The organism is Caulobacter sp. AVps16 (genome assembly GCF_058681455.1).
In genome coordinates this window covers 1984187-2002570 of record NZ_CM178739.1, presented here as the reverse complement: position 1 = coordinate 2002570, position 18384 = coordinate 1984187, and the positions used below count along the sequence as shown (strand labels likewise).

At 66.2% G+C, this 18384-nt stretch carries 19 protein-coding genes and 1 pseudogene; 15 read left to right on the top strand and 5 right to left on the bottom strand.

From position 1 onward, the window contains the following. Positions 1-12: 12 nt before the first annotated feature. From ACW17U_RS09655 to ACW17U_RS09645, 3 genes are read left to right on the top strand one after another with little or no spacing between them, the layout of a single operon-like run. Positions 13-1293: an NAD(P)/FAD-dependent oxidoreductase gene (locus tag ACW17U_RS09655; RefSeq protein WP_492052178.1), complete on the top strand. Its 1281-nt coding sequence runs from the start codon at positions 13-15 to the stop codon at positions 1291-1293. 17 nt (positions 1294-1310) lie between these two features. Further along, positions 1311-1772 carry a thioredoxin domain-containing protein gene (locus tag ACW17U_RS09650; RefSeq protein WP_492052177.1) on the top strand — a complete coding sequence of 154 codons (462 nt, stop codon included), beginning with the start codon at positions 1311-1313 and terminating at the stop codon, positions 1770-1772. A 2-nt stretch (positions 1773-1774) separates the two neighbouring features. Further along, on the top strand, positions 1775-1978 hold the full coding sequence (locus tag ACW17U_RS09645) for a YgaP family membrane protein (protein ID WP_062145806.1): 204 nt from the start codon (positions 1775-1777) through the stop codon (positions 1976-1978). 750 nt (positions 1979-2728) lie between these two features. On the opposite strand, the gene ACW17U_RS09640 is transcribed toward ACW17U_RS09645, so the two are convergent. From ACW17U_RS09640 to ACW17U_RS09630, 3 genes are all read right to left on the bottom strand, one after another. Further along, positions 2729-3415 carry a DUF885 domain-containing protein gene (locus ACW17U_RS09640; RefSeq protein WP_492052176.1) on the bottom strand — a complete coding sequence of 229 codons (687 nt, stop codon included), beginning with the start codon at positions 3413-3415 and terminating at the stop codon, positions 2729-2731. Positions 3416-3480: 65 nt separating this feature from the next. Continuing rightward, the gene (locus tag ACW17U_RS09635; protein WP_492052161.1) at positions 3481-4179 is read right to left on the bottom strand and encodes an IS6 family transposase; all 699 of its coding nucleotides are present in this window, start codon (positions 4177-4179) and stop codon (positions 3481-3483) included. A 180-nt stretch (positions 4180-4359) separates the two neighbouring features. After that, positions 4360-4752 (bottom strand): MerR family transcriptional regulator, encoded by a 393-nt coding sequence (locus ACW17U_RS09630; RefSeq protein ID WP_492052174.1) that lies wholly within the window; start codon positions 4750-4752, stop codon positions 4360-4362. 50 nt (positions 4753-4802) lie between these two features. Here ACW17U_RS09630 and ACW17U_RS09625 point away from each other — a divergent pair, with 50 nt between their 5' ends. The 8 genes from ACW17U_RS09625 (at position 4803) to ACW17U_RS09590 (ending at position 12888) form a co-directional block, all read left to right on the top strand. Further along, entirely contained in the window at positions 4803-5561 is a 759-nt protein-coding gene (locus ACW17U_RS09625) for a cation efflux transmembrane domain-containing protein (protein WP_492052173.1), read from the top strand. Next, entirely contained in the window at positions 5554-5910 is a 357-nt protein-coding gene (locus tag ACW17U_RS09620) for a DUF3703 domain-containing protein (RefSeq protein ID WP_492052172.1), read from the top strand. The genes ACW17U_RS09625 and ACW17U_RS09620 overlap by 8 nt, the downstream gene beginning before the upstream one ends. Before the next feature lie 68 nt (positions 5911-5978). After that, complete coding sequence (locus ACW17U_RS09615; protein ID WP_492052171.1) at positions 5979-6338, top strand: hypothetical protein; 360 nt, start codon at positions 5979-5981, stop codon at positions 6336-6338. A gap of 57 nt (positions 6339-6395) precedes the next feature. Next, positions 6396-7625 carry a TolC family protein gene (locus ACW17U_RS09610; RefSeq protein WP_492052169.1) on the top strand — a complete coding sequence of 410 codons (1230 nt, stop codon included), beginning with the start codon at positions 6396-6398 and terminating at the stop codon, positions 7623-7625. Positions 7626-7634: 9 nt separating this feature from the next. Continuing rightward, positions 7635-8858: an efflux RND transporter periplasmic adaptor subunit gene (locus ACW17U_RS09605; protein WP_492052168.1), complete on the top strand. Its 1224-nt coding sequence runs from the start codon at positions 7635-7637 to the stop codon at positions 8856-8858. Positions 8859-9087: 229 nt separating this feature from the next. Continuing rightward, positions 9088-9306 carry a hypothetical protein gene (locus tag ACW17U_RS09600; protein ID WP_492052167.1) on the top strand — a complete coding sequence of 73 codons (219 nt, stop codon included), beginning with the start codon at positions 9088-9090 and terminating at the stop codon, positions 9304-9306. Further along, positions 9303-12545 (top strand): efflux RND transporter permease subunit, encoded by a 3243-nt coding sequence (locus ACW17U_RS09595; RefSeq protein WP_492052165.1) that lies wholly within the window; start codon positions 9303-9305, stop codon positions 12543-12545. Before ACW17U_RS09600 ends, ACW17U_RS09595 begins: the two co-directional genes overlap by 4 nt. Position 12546: 1 nt before the next feature. Continuing rightward, entirely contained in the window at positions 12547-12888 is a 342-nt protein-coding gene (locus tag ACW17U_RS09590; RefSeq protein WP_492052163.1) for a DUF190 domain-containing protein, read from the top strand. A 298-nt stretch (positions 12889-13186) separates the two neighbouring features. Here ACW17U_RS09590 and ACW17U_RS09585 read toward each other — a convergent pair whose 3' ends face one another. Beyond that, positions 13187-13885, bottom strand: a complete 699-nt coding sequence (locus tag ACW17U_RS09585; protein ID WP_492052161.1) for an IS6 family transposase — start codon at positions 13883-13885, stop codon at positions 13187-13189. Positions 13886-13926: 41 nt separating this feature from the next. Between ACW17U_RS09585 and ACW17U_RS09580 the strand changes: the two are divergent. The 4 genes and pseudogenes from ACW17U_RS09580 to ACW17U_RS09565 all read left to right on the top strand — a co-directional run. Further along, positions 13927-14169: pseudogene (locus ACW17U_RS09580) on the top strand (haloacid dehalogenase); the annotation flags it as partial. 136 nt (positions 14170-14305) lie between these two features. Then, positions 14306-15850: a TolC family protein gene (locus ACW17U_RS09575; protein ID WP_492052159.1), complete on the top strand. Its 1545-nt coding sequence runs from the start codon at positions 14306-14308 to the stop codon at positions 15848-15850. Further along, a complete protein-coding gene (locus ACW17U_RS09570; RefSeq protein WP_492052158.1) occupies positions 15847-17208 on the top strand; it encodes a multicopper oxidase family protein in 1362 nt (453 codons plus the stop codon). The genes ACW17U_RS09575 and ACW17U_RS09570 overlap by 4 nt, the downstream gene beginning before the upstream one ends. A gap of 388 nt (positions 17209-17596) precedes the next feature. Then, positions 17597-17809: a copper resistance protein CopC gene (locus ACW17U_RS09565; RefSeq protein WP_492052157.1), complete on the top strand. Its 213-nt coding sequence runs from the start codon at positions 17597-17599 to the stop codon at positions 17807-17809. A gap of 18 nt (positions 17810-17827) precedes the next feature. Here ACW17U_RS09565 and ACW17U_RS09560 read toward each other — a convergent pair whose 3' ends face one another. Beyond that, positions 17828-18382 carry an RNA polymerase sigma factor gene (locus tag ACW17U_RS09560; RefSeq protein WP_492052156.1) on the bottom strand — a complete coding sequence of 185 codons (555 nt, stop codon included), beginning with the start codon at positions 18380-18382 and terminating at the stop codon, positions 17828-17830. Positions 18383-18384 lie beyond the last annotated feature (2 nt).

Below are 18384 nucleotides of genomic sequence, written 5' to 3'. Positions count from 1 at the left end.
AGGAACGGGATCATGACCAGGCCACGCATCGTCATTCTGGGCGCCGGACTGGGCGGTGCCATCGCCGCCTTTGAGATCAAGCAGGCAGTTGGCGAAAGAGCAGTGGTCGAGGTGGTCTCCCAGGGCGACACCTTCCACTTTGTGCCCTCAAACCCGTGGGTCGCCGTTCACTGGCGCAGACGCGAGGCCATCGAGGTCAAGCTGCCGCCCGTGTTCAGGAAGAAGGGCATCGCCTTTCGGGGCGTGGGTGCGGCAAGGGTCATGCCCGAACGCAATCAGCTGGAGCTGAACGACGGCGTGCTGCTGGACTACGACTATCTGGTGATCGCCACCGGTCCGGAGCTGGCCTTTGACGAGATCCCGGGCCTTGGCCCGCATGCCGGCTTCACCCAGTCGATCTGCCACGTCGATCACGCCGAGACGGCGGCGACCGCTTTCGATCGCTTCGTCGAAAATCCAGGCCCGATCGTGGTCGGTGCGGTGCAGGGTGCCTCCTGCTTCGGCCCGGCCTATGAATTTGCCCTGATCCTCGACACCGAATTGCGCCGCCGCAAGGTGCGCGACCGCGTGCCGATGACCTTCGTGACCTCCGAGCCCTATATCGGTCACCTGGGCCTGGACGGAGTTGGCGACACCAAGGGGTTGCTGGAAAGCGAAATGCGCCAGCGCCACATCAAGTGGATCACCAGCGCCAAGGTCGCCTCGGTCGAGGCCGGGATGATGCATGTCGAGGAGATCGCCGACGACGGCGCGGTCAAGGCGACCCACGATCTGCCGTTTTCCTATTCGATGATGTTGCCTGCCTTCAGGGGGGTGGCCGCCGTGCGCGGTGTCGAGGGTCTGACCAATCCGCGCGGGTTCATCCTTATCGACAAGCACCAGCGCAATCCGACCTATCCCAATGTCATGGCCCTGGGGGTGTGCGTTGCCATCGCCCCGACCGGCAAGACGCCGGTGCCTGTGGGTGTGCCCAAGACCGGCTTCATGATCGAGAGCATGGTCACGGCCATCGCCCAGAACTTCAAAGAGATCCTCAGTGGCCAGCCCGCCACCCATGAGGCGACCTGGAACGCCATCTGCCTGGCCGATTTCGGCGACGGCGGCGTGGTCTTCATTGCCCAGCCCCAGATCCCGCCGCGCAACGTCAACTGGTCTGCGAGCGGCAAGTGGGTCCATCTGGCCAAGGTCGGGTTCGAAAAATACTTCCTGGCCAAGGTCAAGCGCGGCGAGAGCGAACCCTTCTACGAGAAGCTCGCCCTGGACGTCATGGGCATCCACAAGATCAAGCCCTGAGGGGGGAGAGTACCGCGATGCGGCAGCTTGTTTGTCCCGCCTGCGGCGCGACCAATCGCGCGCCCGAAAGCCGGAACGCCCTGGCAGCTAAGTGCGGCCGCTGCGGAGAGCGCCTGTTCGCGGGTGGTCCGACCGAGGTCAGCGGGGCGCAACTGGCGGCTCATGCGAGCAAGAGCCGGGGCGTCGCCGTGCTCGTCGATGTCTGGGCACCGGGGTGCGGACCCTGCCGGTCGATGGCCCCCCAGTTTGCCGGCGCGGCCGCCCGGCTCGAACCGGATGTGCGGCTGCTGAAGCTCAATTCCGAAGCCGAGCCGCAGGCCGCTGGGGCGCTGGGTGTCTCGGGTATTCCGGCCCTGCTGCTCTATCGCGACGGTGCCGTCATCGCCCGGTCTACCGGACTGATGAGTACCGCCCAGATCGTCGCCTGGACGCACCAGGCCCTGGCCCGGGCCAAGGCCCCGGCCTCCGAAGGAGGTTGATCATGACCATCGACCGTATGGTTCTGGCCTTTGCCGGCCTTGTCGTTTTGCTGGGCGTCGGCCTGGCCCAGTTTGTTCACCCCTGGTGGATCGGCCTGTCGATCTTTGCGGGCCTAAACATGATCCAGGCGGCCTTCACAGGCTTTTGCCCGGCCGCGATGATCTTCAAGAAGCTCGGCGTCAAGCCCGGCATGGCCTTCCAGTGAGCGCCCACCGGTCCGACTGCCTGAGTCCCATTTAAGGCGCTCAATCGGTGTAGCGCCGTCTCGTGCGGGTCTGGCTCCCCACAGTGGATCAGGGCGGCTATTGAACGAACGACCCGTTTAGCCGACCCAAAAGGCACTTTCTCACCTTTGTGGACGCATCAGCTTAGGGAGCCACCAGGCAAGGCAATCCCGATCGGCTTGAGCTGAACGGTCTTGTCACAGGTAGGGACAGGCGGAACCGGGTTCCTTCGGGTCCCGATGTCCAGTCCGCCCCAGCGCCGATCGCCTCGGAGACGTGGTCTCCGCCGTTGGGCAAGGATCGATCGCTCAACAGTGTGTCAGAGCGACGGGCTGACGGCGATCGAGCGCGGCAGCCATCCAACCGGCGGTAGCTGGCCCAGAAATCCAAAAGCTCGATCGGGCGTCCTCACACGAACCGGCCGGGTTCGATTTTTGGCTTCGAGTGGCACCGACTAGGTTTTGTGCCGATCGGTCGGGAGTCTGGAGCTGCTCCAACGGCCGCTCATGGCGCAGCGCCGCCGCGAAAGCTGCCCTTGGCCACGACCGGCAAGGGGGGGCGCTCGAACGCCTCCCTCTACGAGAGGGCGATTCTGTCGCCCGTCGGTCATGGGTCGGGGTCGGAAATCAGGCTCTAGCTCTAGATCGGACCTTCGACCATTGGCCATGAGGCTCGCATCGCGGACATCAGCGACAGGCGTGTGTTGCCGCCAACGCCAACAGAGCAGGATGCTAAGGACGTCCTTGAGCCGCGATCTGCGCTGCGATCCAGGCATCAACCTGGGCTTCCAGCACGTTGAGCGGAACCGAGCCGTTCTTCAGCACCACGTCGTGAAAGCCGCGCAAGTCGAACCTGTTGCCCAGCGTCGTTTCGGCCCGCGTACGCAGTTCGCGGATTTTCAGTTCACCCACCTTGTAGGCCAGCGCTTGGCCTGGCCAGGTGATGTAGCGGTCGACCTCGGCCTCGATGTTGGTGCGCGACAGAGCCGTGTTCTCCAGCATGAAGTCGATCGCCTGATTGCGCGACCAGCCCTTGGCGTGGACGCCGGTGTCGACCACCAGCCGGCAGGCGCGCCACATCTCGTAGGACAGTCGACCCATGTCCTTCTCGGGCGTGTCGTACAGGCCCATCTCGATGCCGAGCCGCTCCGAATAGAGGCCCCAGCCCTCGACGAAGGCCGTGAAGAAGGCCGCGTTCTTGCGGAATTCCGGAAGGTCCAGTTCCTGCTGCAGCGCGATCTGGTGGTGATGCCCAGGCACGGCCTCGTGCACCGTCAGGGCCGGCATCTCATAAAGGGGGCGTTGGTCCAGGTGTGTCGTATTGACGAAATAGACCCCGGGCGCCCCAGTGCTGGCGAAACCCGGGTTGTAGTAGGCCGTGGTGTTGCCTTCGGCGATCTCGGCCGGGATCTCTCGCACGGGTGCTGTCAGTCTAACCCCAACTTGTCTCCACTGGGCGCAGTTCGAGCAGAAGCAGCCTGGTCTCAAGCCATGAGAGATTGCCACTCAGCCAAGGCGGCTGAGCGTTGGGTCTTGTAAGTCTCCCGGTTGATGAGGTGGCGGTCCTGGTTGAAGTGGTTGTGGAAGGCGGCGTGGACGGAGCTGAATTTCTGCAGGCTCTTCATCTGTCGGAACCGCAGCATGGCCCGTTCTCGTCGCCGGAACGGTAGGTGTGAGTTCTCACAACGGTTGTTGGCCCAGCGGCCAATCTCCTGCTTCTCGGTGTTGCCGAGTTCCTTCATCGCCGCCCTATAAGAGCGCAGGCCGTCGGTGGTGACCGCCTTGGCACGTCCGTGCCGCTTCATCAGTTTCTTCATGAACTTCAACGCCGCAGGCTTGTCGCGGGTCTTGCTGGCGAAGGACTCTAGCACTTCACCCTCGTGGTCGACGGCCCGCCAGAGGTAGTGCATCTGGCCGTTGATCTTCACGTAGATCTCGTCGAGATGCCATTTCCAGTTCGTGAAGGCCCTCATCCGCCGGACCCGTTTTTGGCGGATCTCGGCGGCCAACATCGGGCCAAACCTGTTCCACCAGAACCGCACCGTCTCGTGGCAAATGTCGATGCCCCGTTCGGCCAGGAGGTCTTCAACGTTCCTAAGCGACAGCGGGTACTTGACGTACATCATCACCACCAGGCGGATCACCTCGGGCGAGCTGTTGAAGTAGCGGAATGGGTTGCTCATCCCAGCAGGCTACCGGCCAGGGGCGGCGTCAGCAATTTGCTCTGACAGCGCCCCGCCTCGAAATAGGCGGGCGTTTTGCCTTCAGGCTCAGAGCACCGAAGTCTCGACAGAGCAGCAAACCTTGGTTAGCCACGGCCTGACCACCTGAGTGTCAATCTAACCAGCGATCCAGCCAATCGCCTATCCCGCCAGCGCCTCGATAACCCTGCAGTCGCCGGCCTGGCCGTTGCAGGCCGCATCGACCATGCGGCGCAGCTCGACGCGCAAGGTTTGCAGCTGGGCGATCCGGGCTTCGACGTCGTCGAGCTGCACAGCGGCCAGTCGGTTGGCTTCGCCGCAATGGCGTTCCGGGTGGTCGGACAGATCCAGAAGGTTGCGGATCGCCTCGACCGAGAACCCCAACTGCCGGGCGTGACGGATGAAAGCCAACCGCTGGACGCCCTCCTGGCCATAGATCCGCCGGTCGTTGGCGGCGCGGCGCGCGGTCGGCATCAGGCCGATCTCTTCATAGAATCGGATGGTTGGGATCTTGACGCCCGAGGCGGCGGCGAGCTGTCCGATGGAAATGGTCATGGCGTCTCCTGCGTCCCAAAATAAGCGCTTGCTCCTCTAGTGGCTAGAGGATGCACGGTGAGATCATGAGCCAGTCCTGTTCCCCCACCCCCGCCGTTTCGAGCTGCTGCGGCGCCGACGTCAAATTCGACGGCGCGACGCCCGCCTACCGTCGCGCCCTGCGCGGCGTGATCGCCATCAACCTTGTCGGGTTCGTCGTGGTCCTGATCGGCGGGCAACTACAAGGGTCGGTGTCGCTGTCGGCCAACGCGCTCGACTTCCTCGCCGATAGCGCCACCTACGCCATCAGCCTTTGGGCGATCGGTCGTTCGGTGGCGATCCGAAGCGGCGCGGCCCTCTTTAAGGGCGTCAGCCTGGGCGCCGTGGCGCTTTCGGTCGCGGGATATGCGGTCTGGCGGGCCTGGACGGGAGCGCCACCGTCCGGTCAGGCGATCTCGGCCTTGGGCATTTTCGGGGCCTTAGCCAATCTCCTGGCGGCGGCCTTGCTCGTTCGCTTCCGGGACGGCGACGCCAATGTCCGGTCGGTCTGGCTGTGTACGCGCAGCGACCTGATCCAGTGTCTCGCGGTCGCCGCCACCGGCGCTCTGGTTTGGCTGACCAATTCACGTTGGCCCGACTTGATCGTCGGCTTGCTCCTGGCTGGTGTCTTCCTCAGTTCGGCCTACCAGATCGTTCGTCAGGCGCGCGCCGAACGTCGCTCCGCGACGAGCGAGCCCGCGCCGCGACCAAGCGCTTCGGCGTGGAGGGGCCTGGTTCGCCCAACAATCTTGACCCGTCGTTCGCCCGCTGCGGAGGATCGCGATGCTTAAATCGAAGGAACGCTGGTTGGCCTATGTCCAAGAGGCTGATCTTGCCAAGGCCGCCTTCGCGGCGGGACGCCTCGCCGAAGCCTTTGGCCGCCTTGAGCGAGCCCACATCCTGGGTCAGCCTTGGGCCGGAGCGCACACCTGGACCCATTGGATGATGCTCAGGATCGGGTGGAAACGCAGGGACGGCCGCGAAGTGAGGGGCCAGATCCTCCGCCTGGCTGCGGGCGGTCTGCTGTCCTTGCTCGGCTGGCTGCCGGTGGGAAACACAGGCGGCGCGGATGTCGCCCCAAAGAAGCCCATGGCTCTGCCAAGCGACCTGGCCCGATTTTGCGACGATCAGACTGGATAAGAACAAGGTTGCGTTTGTGACTATGTAACGCATTCCCGGCTAAGACTTTCGCCGATATAGGAAACTTTATGATCAAGCTGACGACATGGCTGAAGCGAACGGGAGGCGTTGTGATCGCCTGCCTGCTGCTGTCGCTGGTCGTTGCGCCTGCGGTCGATTCGGCGATCTGTGGCGTCGAGCTGTCTTCTGCCGAAAGTCTGGTGGTGGTGGAAGCCACCGCATCGCTCGACACGGCGGGCGATGAGCATGGCAAAGGCGACGTCGATGCGTGCCTGCATGGGCACTGTCATCATGCTGCGCCGCTGATTGGCGCGCAGACCACGCAAACAGACGCGCTTGCCATCGCCCACGCACGTCTTACCCCGGCCATCGCCGGCCTGCCGCCCTCACGGGCCTCCGACCGCCTCAACAAGCCCCCTCGCGCCTGACCCCGACCGCGCCGACGCGCGTGTTCGCCTTCGTCAGAACGCAAGTAGGGACATTTCATGCCATCGTCATATGCCCGGCCCGCCGCCATTTTCGGCGCGGTCCTGGCCCTCGTGAGCCTCGGCGCGCCTGTGCGCGCGGTCGCCGCTCCTGTCACCCTGGCCGCCGCGCTCGAAAGAGCCCAGGCCCAGTCACCCTTGATCACCTCTGCCCAGGCCGCGCTCGCCGCCGCCCAGGGCCGGGCGCGTCAGGCAGGCTTCTCACCCAATCCGGAAGCCAGCCTTGAGAGCGAGAACATCGCCGGCTCGGGGCCCTATGAGGGGTTTTCCAGCGCCGAGACGACATTCTCGATCGGCCAGCGCCTTGAGTTGGGCGGCAAGCGCCGAACCCGGGTCGCCGCCGCCCAGGCCGAGGTCGAAGCCGCCATCGTGCGCGTGGCCATCGCTCGGGCCGACCTCATCCAGGAGGTGAAGACGCAATATGCCGAGGCGCTGGAGGCCGACGCCCGTGTCGCCTTGGCCAAGGAAGCCGCCGAACGCGCCAACGATCTGGCAGGCGTCGCCGCGACACTGGTCGAGGCGGGTCGTGAGCCGCCGCTACGCGCTCTGCGCGCCCGCACCGCCAGCGACGAAGCCGACGCTGCAGTGCTCGCGGCCCAGGCCCAGGCCGCAGCCGCCCGTCGCGCTTTGACCAGTCTCTGGGCCGATCCCGACCCTGAGATCGATCTGGTCGAACCGCCAGCCGGGCCGACCTTGTCGGCTGCGATCGACCCGACGGCTTCCCTCGACGTCCGGCTGGCCCAGGCCGAGCGGGAGGCAGCCCAAGCGGCGATCGACCGCGAGCGCGCGGCCGGTAGGCCCGACCTGACGATCCAGGCGGGTGTCCGGCGTTTCGAGCAGACAGGCGATCAAGCCCTGATCGTCGGCTTTACTGCGCCCATCCCGATCCGGGACCGCAACCAGGGCAACGTCGCCGCCGCCCGCGCAGACGCCACGGCTGCCGAAGCGCGCGAGCGCCTGGTTCTGGCCCGGTCCGTCCGCGCGGTTCGCGACGCCCAAGCCTCCCTGCGGGCCGCCGAGGCCCGCCTGGAGGTGCTGCAAAGCCGAACCGTGCCCCAGGCGCAGCAGGCCGTGGACCTAGCCCGTCAGGGCTTCCAGGCCGGCAAGTTCTCGCTGCTCGATGTCCTGGACGCCCAGGCCGCGTTGTCGGCTTCCCGCAATGACCTCATCGCCGCGCGCCTTGAGCGCGCCAAGGCGCTGGCCGCGCTCGAACGCGCCGCCGCGCAATAGGACCCCCACATGCCCAGACCCACTGACAAGAAAACCCTGCTGGCCGCCGTGGCGATCAGCAGCCTGCTGGCCGCCGGCGTCGGCGCCGTGATCGGCCGGACAATGCTGGCCCCCAAGGCCGAGACCCCCGCGGCCGCGGCCGAGGAAGGCGAGCACAAGGAAGGCGAAGCCGACCACAAGGAGGGTGAAGCCGAGGCCGGACATGAGGAAGAAGAAGGCCACATTGAGATGAATGCCGAGCGGCTGGCCACGTCGGGCATCAAGCTGGAGACCCTCGCCGTCGGCGGGCTGGGAGCGGGGATCGTGGCGCAGGCCTCGGTGATCGCTTCGCCCGACGGCGCCGCGACCCTGGCGGCCCGCGCCGACGGCGCCGTGGTGCGGATCAACAAGCGTCTCGGCGACCCGGTGCGCGCCGGAGAGGCCTTGGCCTCGATCGAGAGCCGCGACGCGGCAGCCATCAGCGCCGAACGCGCCGCCGCCGCCGCCAAAGCGACTGCCGCTCGCCAGGCCTATGCGCGCGAGAAGCGCCTGTTCGACGCCAAGATCACCGCCCGCCAAGATCTTGAAGCGGCCCAGGCCGAGGTCGCCATCGCCGAGGCAGAGCTGCGGCGCGCCTCCAGCGCCGGCCTTGCCGCCGGTGTCAGCGCCAACGGCCGCTTCGTGACCGTCTCCAGTCCGATCTCCGGCCGCATCACCGCTGCCCCGGCCGTGCTCGGATCCTATGTGACGGCCGGAACCGAACTCTTCCGCATCGCCGATCCGCGCAAGATCGAGGTTCAGGCCTCGCTCCCAGCGTCGGACGCTGGCCGTGTCGCTTCAGGCGATCGCGCCATGATCGAAACCGCGCAGGGTACGATCCCGGCCGTGGTTCGGTCGATCACCCCCGGCGTCGACGTCGAAAGCCGGGCCGCCACGGCGATCCTCACCGTTGCGCAAGGTCAGGCCGGCCTCGTTCCGGGCCAGGCTCTTCGCGTGCGGATCACGCCGCGCGGGGCGGCTTCGGGCGATCGGTTCTCCGTGCCCGAGGAGTCGGTGCAGTCGGTCGAAGGCGCCGACACTGTCTTTATTCGCGGCAAGGACGGGTTCACGGCGCGGCCGGTGAAGATCGGCCGGCGCGGTGGCGGCCGGGTGGAAATCCTCTCGGGCGTGACCGCTGGAGAGCAGATCGCTGGTCAGGGCGCGTTCCTGTTGAAGGCCGAGCTTGGCAAGGGGGAGGCTGAGCATGGGCACTAGGCGCGCAACAATGCGAAACCTCGCACCCCCCGCAAGCGCTTGCGCTGTACTGTCCATCTTGGCGGCCCTGGCGACGCCCGCGTTAGCCCAGGGTCGGGCAACGCCTCAACCCGCCTTCGAGCTGGTAAGCCAAGGCCATCTGAAGGTGCTCACCGCGACGGCTCGGAACGACGGCGATGGCCTTAGCGTATCCGGATTGGTGCGTCGGGCTCCGCACTGGAAGACTGGCGTGCAAGGCCACCTGGACGTCGAGGCCTATGATGTGGTCGGCGCTCGATTGGGCTCATCTTCGGTCGTCTGGCGCGGTTCCCTCGGCGGGGGCGGTCACAACCAGGCGGCCCGCTATCAGGCCGATTTCCCCGGCCTTAGCGCCAGCCAAGTAACGCGCGTCGTCGTTCGCTACAGTCCCGTCGCCCATGCGGCCGAGCCTTCGGAGGCCGCGCGATGATCGGCAGGATTCTCGATTTCTCCGTCCGCGCTCGCTGGGCGATCATCGGCGTCGTCGCCCTGATCGCGGCCTTGGGTGTCTACAATCTGGTGCGGCTGCCGATCGACGCGGTGCCCGACATCACCAACAAGCAGGTACAGATCAACACCGTCGTCCCGGCCCTGGCCCCGGCCGAGGTCGAAAAGCTCGTCACCTTCCCGGTGGAGACGGCGATGGCCGGCATCCCGGGCCTGGAGAGCACGCGCTCGATTTCGCGCAACGGCTTTAGCCAGGTCACCATCGTCTTCAAGGAAAACACCGACCTCTATTTCGCGCGCCAGCAGGTCTCCGAACGGCTGACGGGCGTGGGCCAGACCCTGCCCGACGGCGCGCAGCCGGCCATGGGCCCGATCTCCTCGGGCCTGGGCGAGGTCTTGATGTGGACTGTCGCCTACGACCACCCCGGCGGTCGCGGCGCGAAGGTCAAAGACGGCGCGCCCGGCTGGCAGTCGGACGGGGCCTATCTGACCGCCACGGGCGAGCGTCTGACCGACGCCACCGCCCAGGCGGCCTATCTGCGCGAAGTCCAGGACTGGATCGTTCGCCCGCAGATGCGCGGCGTGCCCGGCGTGGCCGGCGTCGACTCGATCGGCGGCTACGAAAAGCAGTTCGCCGTCCAGGCCGACCCGGCTCGCATGGCCGCCTATGGCGTATCGTTCACCGAGCTTGGCAAAGCGCTGGAGGCGGCCAACCTGGCCGTCGGCGCCAACTTCATGGAGCGGGGAGGGGAGGCCTACCTCGTTCGCGCCGATGCGCGGGTCCGCAACATCGACGAGATCGCCAACGCCACGGTCGCCAGCCGCGAAGGTGTCTCGATCCGGGTGCGCGATGTTGCCAATGTCCAGGTCGGCGGCGGCCTTCGGACCGGCGCGGCTTCGGAGAACGGCGAGGAGGTCGTGGTCGGCACTGTCCTGATGCTGACCGGCGAGAACAGCCGCACCGTCGCTGGCGCCTCGGCCGAGCGATTGGCCGAGATCATCAAGAGCCTGCCGCCCGGTATCAAGGTGCAGGTGGTCTATGACCGCTCCAAGCTGGTCAACGCCACCATCAAGACTGTCGAAAAGAACCTGGTCGAAGGCGCGCTGCTGGTCATCGTGGTGCTCTTCCTGCTGCTGGGCAATTTCCGGGCGGCGCTGATCACCGCCCTGGTGATCCCGCTGTCGATGCTGATGACCGCCATCGGCATGAACCGACTGGGGGTGTCAGGCAATCTGATGAGCCTCGGCGCCCTGGACTTTGGCCTGATCGTCGATGGCGCGGTGATCATCGTCGAAAACAGCCTGCGCCGCCTGGCCGAACGCCAACACCGCGAGGGCCGTTTGCTGACCTTGTCGGAGCGGCTTCAGGAAACCCGCGAGGCGGCGCGCGAGATGATCTCGCCGACCGTTTACGGTCAGGCGATCATCCTGTTGGTCTACGCACCGCTGCTGACCTTCACCGGCGTCGAGGGCAAGACCTTCTCGCCGATGGCCATCACCGTGATGTTGGCGCTGGCCGCAGCCTTCGTGCTGTCGCTGACCTTCATCCCGGCGATGATCGCCTTGGTGATCCGCGGCAAGGTCGCCGAAAAGGAAGTGGCCGTGGTCCGCTGGACCAAGGTTCGCTACGAGCCGCTGCTGCGCAAGGCCGTGGCCCGGCCCTGGCCCGTGATTGGCGCGGCGGTCGGCATGTTCCTGGTGGCCATGGTAACCTTCTCGTTCCTGGGCCGGGAGTTCACGCCTCAGCTCGACGAGAAGGACCTGGCCGTCCAGGCGCTGCGGATCCCGTCGACCTCGCTGGAGCAGTCGCTGCGAATGCAGCGGCAGATCGAGCGGACCATCGCCGCCTTCCCGGAGGTGCAGTTTGTGTACTCCAAGACCGGCACCGCCGAGGTCGCCAGCGATCCGATGCCGCCCAATGCGTCCGACAGCTTCATCATCCTCAAGCCGCAGGACGAATGGCCCAACAAGAAGGAGACGAAGGCTCAGCTCGTCACCCGCATGGAGAAGAAGCTCGAAGGCCTGACGGGCAACGTCTACGAGTTCAGCCAGCCCATCCAGATGCGGTTCAACGAACTGATCGCCGGCGTGCGCGGCGACGTGGCCATCAAGGTCTATGGCGATGATCTGGACGCCATGACGGCCAGCGCCGGCCAGATCGCCAAGGCGCTGCAGAGCGTCAAGGGGGCGGCCGACGTCAAGGTCGAGCAGACCTCGGGCTTCCCGACCCTGGACGTCTCGCTTGATCGCGACGCCATCGGCAGGCTGGGCCTGACGGTCGAGGAAGTGGCCGACACCCTGGCGGTCGCCATGGGCGGGCGCGAGTCCGGCCTGGTCTTTCAGGGCGACCGGCGCTTCGACATCGTCGTTCGCCTGCCCGACGCCACCCGCAACGATCTGGACGCGGTCGGCGCCTTGCCGGTGATGCTGCCCGAAAGGGCAGGGGGCGGCGCGCGCCTTTCGGTGCCGCTGCGCGACGTCGCCCGCTTCTCCTATTCGGAGGGCCTCAACCAGGTCAGCCGCGAGAACGGCAAGCGCCGCGTCGTCGTCCAGGCCAACGTCCGGGGCAACGACCTTGGCTCGTTCGTCGCCGACGCCCAGGCCAAGGTCGACGCCCAGGTCAAGCTGCCGGCGGGGTCGTGGATCGAGTGGAGCGGGCAGTTCGAGAACCTCAAGGCGGCGCAATCGCGGCTCGCCCTGGTCGTCCCGCTCTGCTTCCTGCTGATCTTCGCCTTGCTCTACATGGCGCTGGGGGGCTTCGCGCCCGCCGTCGCCGTGTTCTCGGCCATTCCCCTGGCCCTGGCCGGCGGGGTCTTCGCCCTGGCGCTGCGCGGTATCCCGTTCTCGGTCTCGGCCGCCGTCGGGTTCATCGCCCTTTCGGGGGTGGCCGTGCTCAACGGCCTGGTGATGATGACGGCCATCCGTCAGCGCCTGGCCGCTGGCTTTGAGCTGGAAAAGGCGATCATAGACGGGGCCATGGAGCGGCTGCGGCCGGTGATGATGACGGGTCTGGTGGCCTCGCTGGGCTTTGTGCCCATGGCGCTGGCCACCGAGACCGGGGCCGAAGTTCAGCGCCCGCTGGCCACAGTGGTCATCGGCGGCCTGATCACCGCCACGGCCCTGACCCTGTTTGTCCTGCCGGCCATCTGCCGCTTTGTGCTTCGCAAGACCGCCAAGGACCTGCGCGAGCATCCCCCGGAAACTCAGGAGCAAGGAGCCTAAGATGACCCCGGGCCAAGCACTGCTGTTACGCATCTACACCGACGAGAACGCCATGACCGGCGATCGGCGCTTCTTCGACGTCCTGATCGAGCGCGCTCGGTCGATGGGTCTGGCCGGCGCCACCATCTTGCGCGGGCTGCGAGGTTACGGCGCCTCCAGCACCCTGCACGGCGGCAAGGCGTTCGACCTGGCGCCCAACCTTCCGGTCGTCGTCGAGATCGTCGATGTCGAGGCCTCGCTCCGAGCCTTCATCGCCACGCTGCAGCCCGAGGATGAGATAGGGCTGGTGACCTTGGAAAAGGTCGAGGTCGTCCGCTACGGCGGCCATCGACACCACTACTAGGCCTTGGGCGGCGCGCCGGCTGCAACCGGCGCGCCGTTCGTTCAACAAGCGATCCTCACGGGAGAACACCATGGGCGCCGGTCAAGGCCACGACCACACCGCGGGGCAGACCAACGGCAGGATGCTCGCCATCGCCCTTGGGCTGACGACGACCTTCCTCGTCGCGGTGCTGTCAGTCTAACCCCAACTTGTCTCCACTGGGCGCAGTTCGAGCAGAAGCAGCCCGGTCTCAAGGGTGCTGTCAGTCTAACCCCAACTTGTCTCCACTGGGCGCAGTTCGAGCAGAAGCAGCCTGGTCTCAAGCCATGAGAGATTGCCACTCAGCCAAGGCGGCTGAGCGTTGGGTCTTGTAAGTCTCCCGGTTGATGAGGTGGCGGTCCTGGTTGAAGTGGTTGTGGAAGGCGGCGTGGACGGAGCTGAATTTCTGCAGGCTCTTCATCTGTCGGAACCGCAGCATGGCCCGTTCTCGTCGCCGGAACGGTAGGTGTGAGTTCTCACAACGGTTGTTGGCCCAGCGGCCAATCTCCTGCTTCTCGGTGTTGCCGAGTTCCTTCATCGCCGCCCTATAAGAGCGCAGGCCGTCGGTGGTGACCGCCTTGGCACGTCCGTGCCGCTTCATCAGTTTCTTCATGAACTTCAACGCCGCAGGCTTGTCGCGGGTCTTGCTGGCGAAGGACTCTAGCACTTCACCCTCGTGGTCGACGGCCCGCCAGAGGTAGTGCATCTGGCCGTTGATCTTCACGTAGATCTCGTCGAGATGCCATTTCCAGTTCGTGAAGGCCCTCATCCGCCGGACCCGTTTTTGGCGGATCTCGGCGGCCAACATCGGGCCAAACCTGTTCCACCAGAACCGCACCGTCTCGTGGCAAATGTCGATGCCCCGTTCGGCCAGGAGGTCTTCAACGTTCCTAAGCGACAGCGGGTACTTGACGTACATCATCACCACCAGGCGGATCACCTCGGGCGAGCTGTTGAAGTAGCGGAATGGGTTGCTCATCCCAGCAGGCTACCGGCCAGGGGCGGCGTCAGCAATTTGCTCTGACAGCGCCCCTTCAGGGCATCGTTCGGGCCCGGCATCTGTCGAAGGCGGTGATGGGCAATATCCGACAGAACCTGGTGTTTGCCTTCGGCTATAATGCGCTGGGCATTCCGATCGCGGCGGGGCTCCTGTACCCGAATTTCGGCTGGCTGCTGTCACCGGCCGTGGCTGCGCTGGCGATGGCCTTGTCGTCGGTCAGTGTGATCGGCAACGCGCTGCGGCTGAGAGCTGTGAAACTCTGAGGCGAGCAAGCCCCCCGGGGGGGCGCATCGCCAATGCCGGCCATCGTCAGAAACGCCGGCCGCTTCACCACAGCGGCGAGGGATGGGGTGCGATGACGCGTATATCGAAGGACAGGCAAGGACCGGGCGAAGACGCATGAATATCGTAAGCCGACCTCTCATCGTCATCGGACTTGCTGCCTCTCTGGCGGCGTGCGCCACGGTTGATCCGACCCGCGACACGGCAGAGATCAACCAGCTGCTGGCTGACAGGGGCGCGCCGACGCTGGGCTGGGAGCGAAACGGCGCTGCCGAGGACGACGCCCAGCTACAGGCCTGGCTGGCCCAGCCGATGAGTGCGGACCTCGCGGTCAGGATGGCGATGGTGCGCAGCCCCCGGCTGCAGGAACACTATGCCGAACTAGGCCTGGCCCGCGCCGAAGTGCTCGAGGCCATCCAGATTGCCAATCCGCGCCTCGGCGCCTCACGTCTGTCGCTCGAGAACGGCGCGGGCGAGCAACTGACCTACGGGCTGTCGGCGCCGCTGATCGATCTTCTGGTCCTGCCGTCCAGGGTGCGGCTGGCGCGGCTGGAGAACCAGCGCGCCCGCTATCAGATCGCCTCGGCCGTTCTGGATGTCAGCCTAGACGTGGAAGCGGCCTGGTACAGCTATGTAGGCGCCCAGCAGGTGGCGGACATGCGCGCGGCGGTGGCGGAAGCCACTGATGTCTCGGCCGATCTGTCACAGCGCTATTTCGATGCCGGGAACATCACCGAGTTGCAGCTCAATCGCGAACTGGCCGCCGCCAGTTCGGCGCGTATCGACGCAGCCCGCGCCGCCGTCGCAGCCAGGATGGCGCGGCTGGAACTCAACACCCTGATCGGCCTGCGAGGCTCTGAAACCGGCTGGAACGCCGGCGTGGTGCTGCCGCTGCCGGTCGCCACCGAGGATGATCCCGCTGAGCTTCGCCGCATGGCCAAGACCAGCAGCCTGGGCTTGCTGGCCGCGCGACAGGAGGCGACGATCAGCGCCAGTGCGGCCGGAGTGACGCGGAACTTCCGTCTGCTCGGCGACACCTCCATCGGCTACGAGCGTGATGAAGAGATCGACGGCTCCAGGCTCAGCGGGCCGACGCTGGACCTGGAACTGCCGATCTTCAACCAAGGTCAGGCGCGGGTGGCGCGGGCCGATGCGCAACTTCGCCTCGCACGCGCACGACTGGCCCGGATCGAGCTCTTGTCCGGAAACGGCATCGACCTGGCCTCCGAGCGGGTCCGGGTGCTCGGCGACATCGTGAACATTCACCGCCTGTCCCTCGTGCCCCAGCGCGAGATCGTCACGGTACGCAGCCAGGAAGAACAGAACTTCATGCTGCTCGGCGTGTTCGACGTCATCCAGGCCAAGACCCAAGAATACGACGCCTATCAGAGCTATCTGGAATCGGTGCGGGACTATTGGCTGGCGCGCATCGAGCTGATGCGGCTGGTCGGGGCGCGGCTGCCGAGCGAGCGCCAGATTTCGGAGCGTACCGAAAGCGTGGCCGACATCCTGGCGACGCCCGCGACCTCACAGACACCGCCTGGCGCGCCTGTCGTGGACCATTCCCGACATGGTGGGTCGGCGGGCGCAAGCCCGACACCGGCCCCCGCGACTGCGCCGCCCGCCGTCGATCACAGCCAACATAATGGAGGCCGGCCATGAGCCTCAGCCGTAGGGACATCATGCTGGCCACCGGAGTGGCGACCGTCGCCTCCGTGGCCGGCCCGGTCAGCCGTGCAGCGGCGCAGGACCACGACATGAGCGCCATGGGCGCCAAGACGCCGCCGTCGCAGGGTTCGCCCGCTCGCGGCATCGCGACCGGACCCGCGCCCGCCGTGCCACGCGACGACCGCTATATGCCGGTGCGGACCCTGAACGGCTGGACCCTGCCGTGGCGCATGAACGCCGGGGTCAAGGAGTTCCATCTCGTCGCCGAGGAGATCCAGCATGAGTTCGCGCCGGGCAGCGTGGCGACCTGCTGGGGTTATAACGGCTCCACGCCGGGCCCAACGATCGAGGCGGTCGAAGGCGACCGCGTGCGCATCTTCGTCACCAACCGGCTCGGCGAGCACACTTCGGTGCACTGGCACGGCCTGATTCTGCCCAACGGCATGGACGGGGTCGCAGGGGTCACCCAGCCGTCGATCCAGCCCGGCGAGACCTTCGTCTATGAGTTCACCCTGCGCCAGCACGGCACCCATATGTATCATCCGCACGCCGATGAGATGACGCAGATGGCCTATGGGATGATGGGTCTGTTCATCATCCATCCGCGACAGCGCGAAGCCATCGACCGCGACTTCGCCTTCCTGCTGCACAACTGGGCCATGAAGCCGGGCACCTGGCGGCCCGACCCGTCTGTGATGGTGGATTTCGATCTCTGGACCTTCAACTCGAAAGTCTTCCCGGCGATCGAACCGCTGGTCACCCGAACCGGCGACCGCGTCCGGATCCGGGTCGGAAACCTGTCGATGTGGAACCACCCGATCCACCTGCACGGGGTAGAGTTTCTGGTCACCGGGTCCGATGGCGGACGTTGGCCGAAAAGCCAGTGGCGCAGGGAGGTGACCGAGACCGTCAGCGTCGGCCAGATGCGCGATATCGAATTCACCGCCGTGCCCGGCGACTGGGCGCTGCACTGCCACATGGCCCACCACACGATGAACGCCATGGGACATGACGTGCCCAATCCGACCGGCGTGGACCAGAACGGCGTGGCCGCCAGGATGCGCCAGATGTCGCCGGGCTTCATGCCCATGGCTCGAGAGGGCATGGCAGAGCATCAGGAGCATACCGACGGCGGTCACCAGGGTCCGGCCAATACCCTGGCCATGATGACCGGCCGTGGGCCGTTCGGAAACATCGAGATGGGCGGGATGTTCACCCTGGTGAAGACCCGGGACGACACCGCGCCGGGCGACTATTCCGACCCCGGCTGGTTCGCCCACCCCGATGGCACCGTGGCCCGCCGGGTCAGCGCCGATCCCGATTTCGGGTCTCCGCCCCGCCGTTCGACCTGACGACACGATCACGTGTAGCGCTTCACAAGAAGACGACATGACCAGGACCCTGATGACCCCCTTCGCCGCTAGCCTGTTCGCCGTTCTCGTGGCGGTATCGGCCAACGCTCAGACCCCGCCTGCGGCCGACCCCCACGCCGGTCACACAATGCCCGCCACGGTGCCACAAGCGGCGCCCGCCGCCGATCCGCATGCTGGTCACCATATGCCAACCCCGGCGCCGCAGACGATGCCAGCCGCCGACCCCCATGCCGGTCACCACATGTCGTCGATGCCTGGCACGGCCCAGTCCTCGATGGCTGCGGTCCCTGGCCCGACGGGAACTGCGCTCAAGGCTTCCTCGCCGTCTGGGAGCGCCATGCTGAATGGCTCGCCTGCTGAGCTTTCCATGACGCTCCCGCACAGCATGATACTGCAGGCGGTCACGCTGACGAACAGCGTGGGCCAGCGCATCCCTCTGTCAGCCACTCTGTCGGATCAACCGGTCGAGACCTTCGTGACTCCGCTGCCGACCCTGCCGTCCGGCGTCTATACGGTCGCCTGGACCGCCGCTGCCACCGACCATACCATGACCGGCACGTTCGCCTTCATGGTCCACTGACCAGGCTCAGATCCAGCGCTAGGTATCTTGCAGGGCCGCAGACAGTCTGCGCCGCGCCCGTGCGACCCGGGTCTCCACAGCCTTGATGGAAATACCGAGGATCCCGGCGGTCTCCGCCTGGCTGCGCCCTTCTAGGCTGGTCAGGATGAGCGGCGCCTTGAGGTGGGGCGGCAGCCGCGCGATCTCGATATTGAGGCGCGAAAGTCTTGCGTTTTCCTCCATCCGATCGTCCGCCGCCTTGCCTCCGTCCGATACCGCCATGGCTTCCGGCGACGACAGGTCCAGACTGCCCCGCACCAGCCTGCGCACCAGGCGACGGCGGCTCCAGTCGCGGCACTTGTTCAGGGCGATGGTCCTGATCCAGGCCTCGAAGGGCCGGACCGGATCGTATTTTCGAATGTTGAGCCAGGCGGAGGCATAGGTCTCTTGCGACAGGTCCAACGCCTCCTGCTCATCGCCGACATAGCGCCGGATGAACCGCAACAACGCCGTCATGGTTTCCCGCATCAGCGCGGTGAAGGCCGCGCGGTCCCCCGAGGCGGCGCGGGCGGGAAGGTCGGAGGCCTGATCCACCC

Excerpts from the sequence above, each read along its gene's own strand:
- ACW17U_RS09565 (WP_492052157.1), top strand. The coding sequence starts at position 17,597 with ATGACGCTCCCGCACAGCATGATACTGCAGGCGGTCACGCTGACGAAC.
- ACW17U_RS09605 (WP_492052168.1), top strand. The coding sequence starts at position 7,635 with ATGCCCAGACCCACTGACAAGAAAACCCTGCTGGCCGCCGTGGCGATC.
- ACW17U_RS09575 (WP_492052159.1), top strand. The coding sequence starts at position 14,306 with ATGAATATCGTAAGCCGACCTCTCATCGTCATCGGACTTGCTGCCTCT.
- ACW17U_RS09650 (WP_492052177.1), top strand. The coding sequence starts at position 1,311 with ATGCGGCAGCTTGTTTGTCCCGCCTGCGGCGCGACCAATCGCGCGCCC.
- ACW17U_RS09610 (WP_492052169.1), top strand. The coding sequence starts at position 6,396 with ATGCCATCGTCATATGCCCGGCCCGCCGCCATTTTCGGCGCGGTCCTG.
- ACW17U_RS09635 (WP_492052161.1), bottom strand. The coding sequence starts at position 4,179 with ATGAGCAACCCATTCCGCTACTTCAACAGCTCGCCCGAGGTGATCCGC.
- ACW17U_RS09625 (WP_492052173.1), top strand. The coding sequence starts at position 4,803 with ATGCACGGTGAGATCATGAGCCAGTCCTGTTCCCCCACCCCCGCCGTT.
- ACW17U_RS09570 (WP_492052158.1), top strand. The coding sequence starts at position 15,847 with ATGAGCCTCAGCCGTAGGGACATCATGCTGGCCACCGGAGTGGCGACC.
- ACW17U_RS09615 (WP_492052171.1), top strand. The coding sequence starts at position 5,979 with ATGATCAAGCTGACGACATGGCTGAAGCGAACGGGAGGCGTTGTGATC.
- ACW17U_RS09645 (WP_062145806.1), top strand. The coding sequence starts at position 1,775 with ATGACCATCGACCGTATGGTTCTGGCCTTTGCCGGCCTTGTCGTTTTG.
- ACW17U_RS09655 (WP_492052178.1), top strand. The coding sequence starts at position 13 with ATGACCAGGCCACGCATCGTCATTCTGGGCGCCGGACTGGGCGGTGCC.
- ACW17U_RS09590 (WP_492052163.1), top strand. The coding sequence starts at position 12,547 with ATGACCCCGGGCCAAGCACTGCTGTTACGCATCTACACCGACGAGAAC.
- ACW17U_RS09595 (WP_492052165.1), top strand. The coding sequence starts at position 9,303 with ATGATCGGCAGGATTCTCGATTTCTCCGTCCGCGCTCGCTGGGCGATC.
- ACW17U_RS09620 (WP_492052172.1), top strand. The coding sequence starts at position 5,554 with ATGCTTAAATCGAAGGAACGCTGGTTGGCCTATGTCCAAGAGGCTGAT.
- ACW17U_RS09630 (WP_492052174.1), bottom strand. The coding sequence starts at position 4,752 with ATGACCATTTCCATCGGACAGCTCGCCGCCGCCTCGGGCGTCAAGATC.
- ACW17U_RS09585 (WP_492052161.1), bottom strand. The coding sequence starts at position 13,885 with ATGAGCAACCCATTCCGCTACTTCAACAGCTCGCCCGAGGTGATCCGC.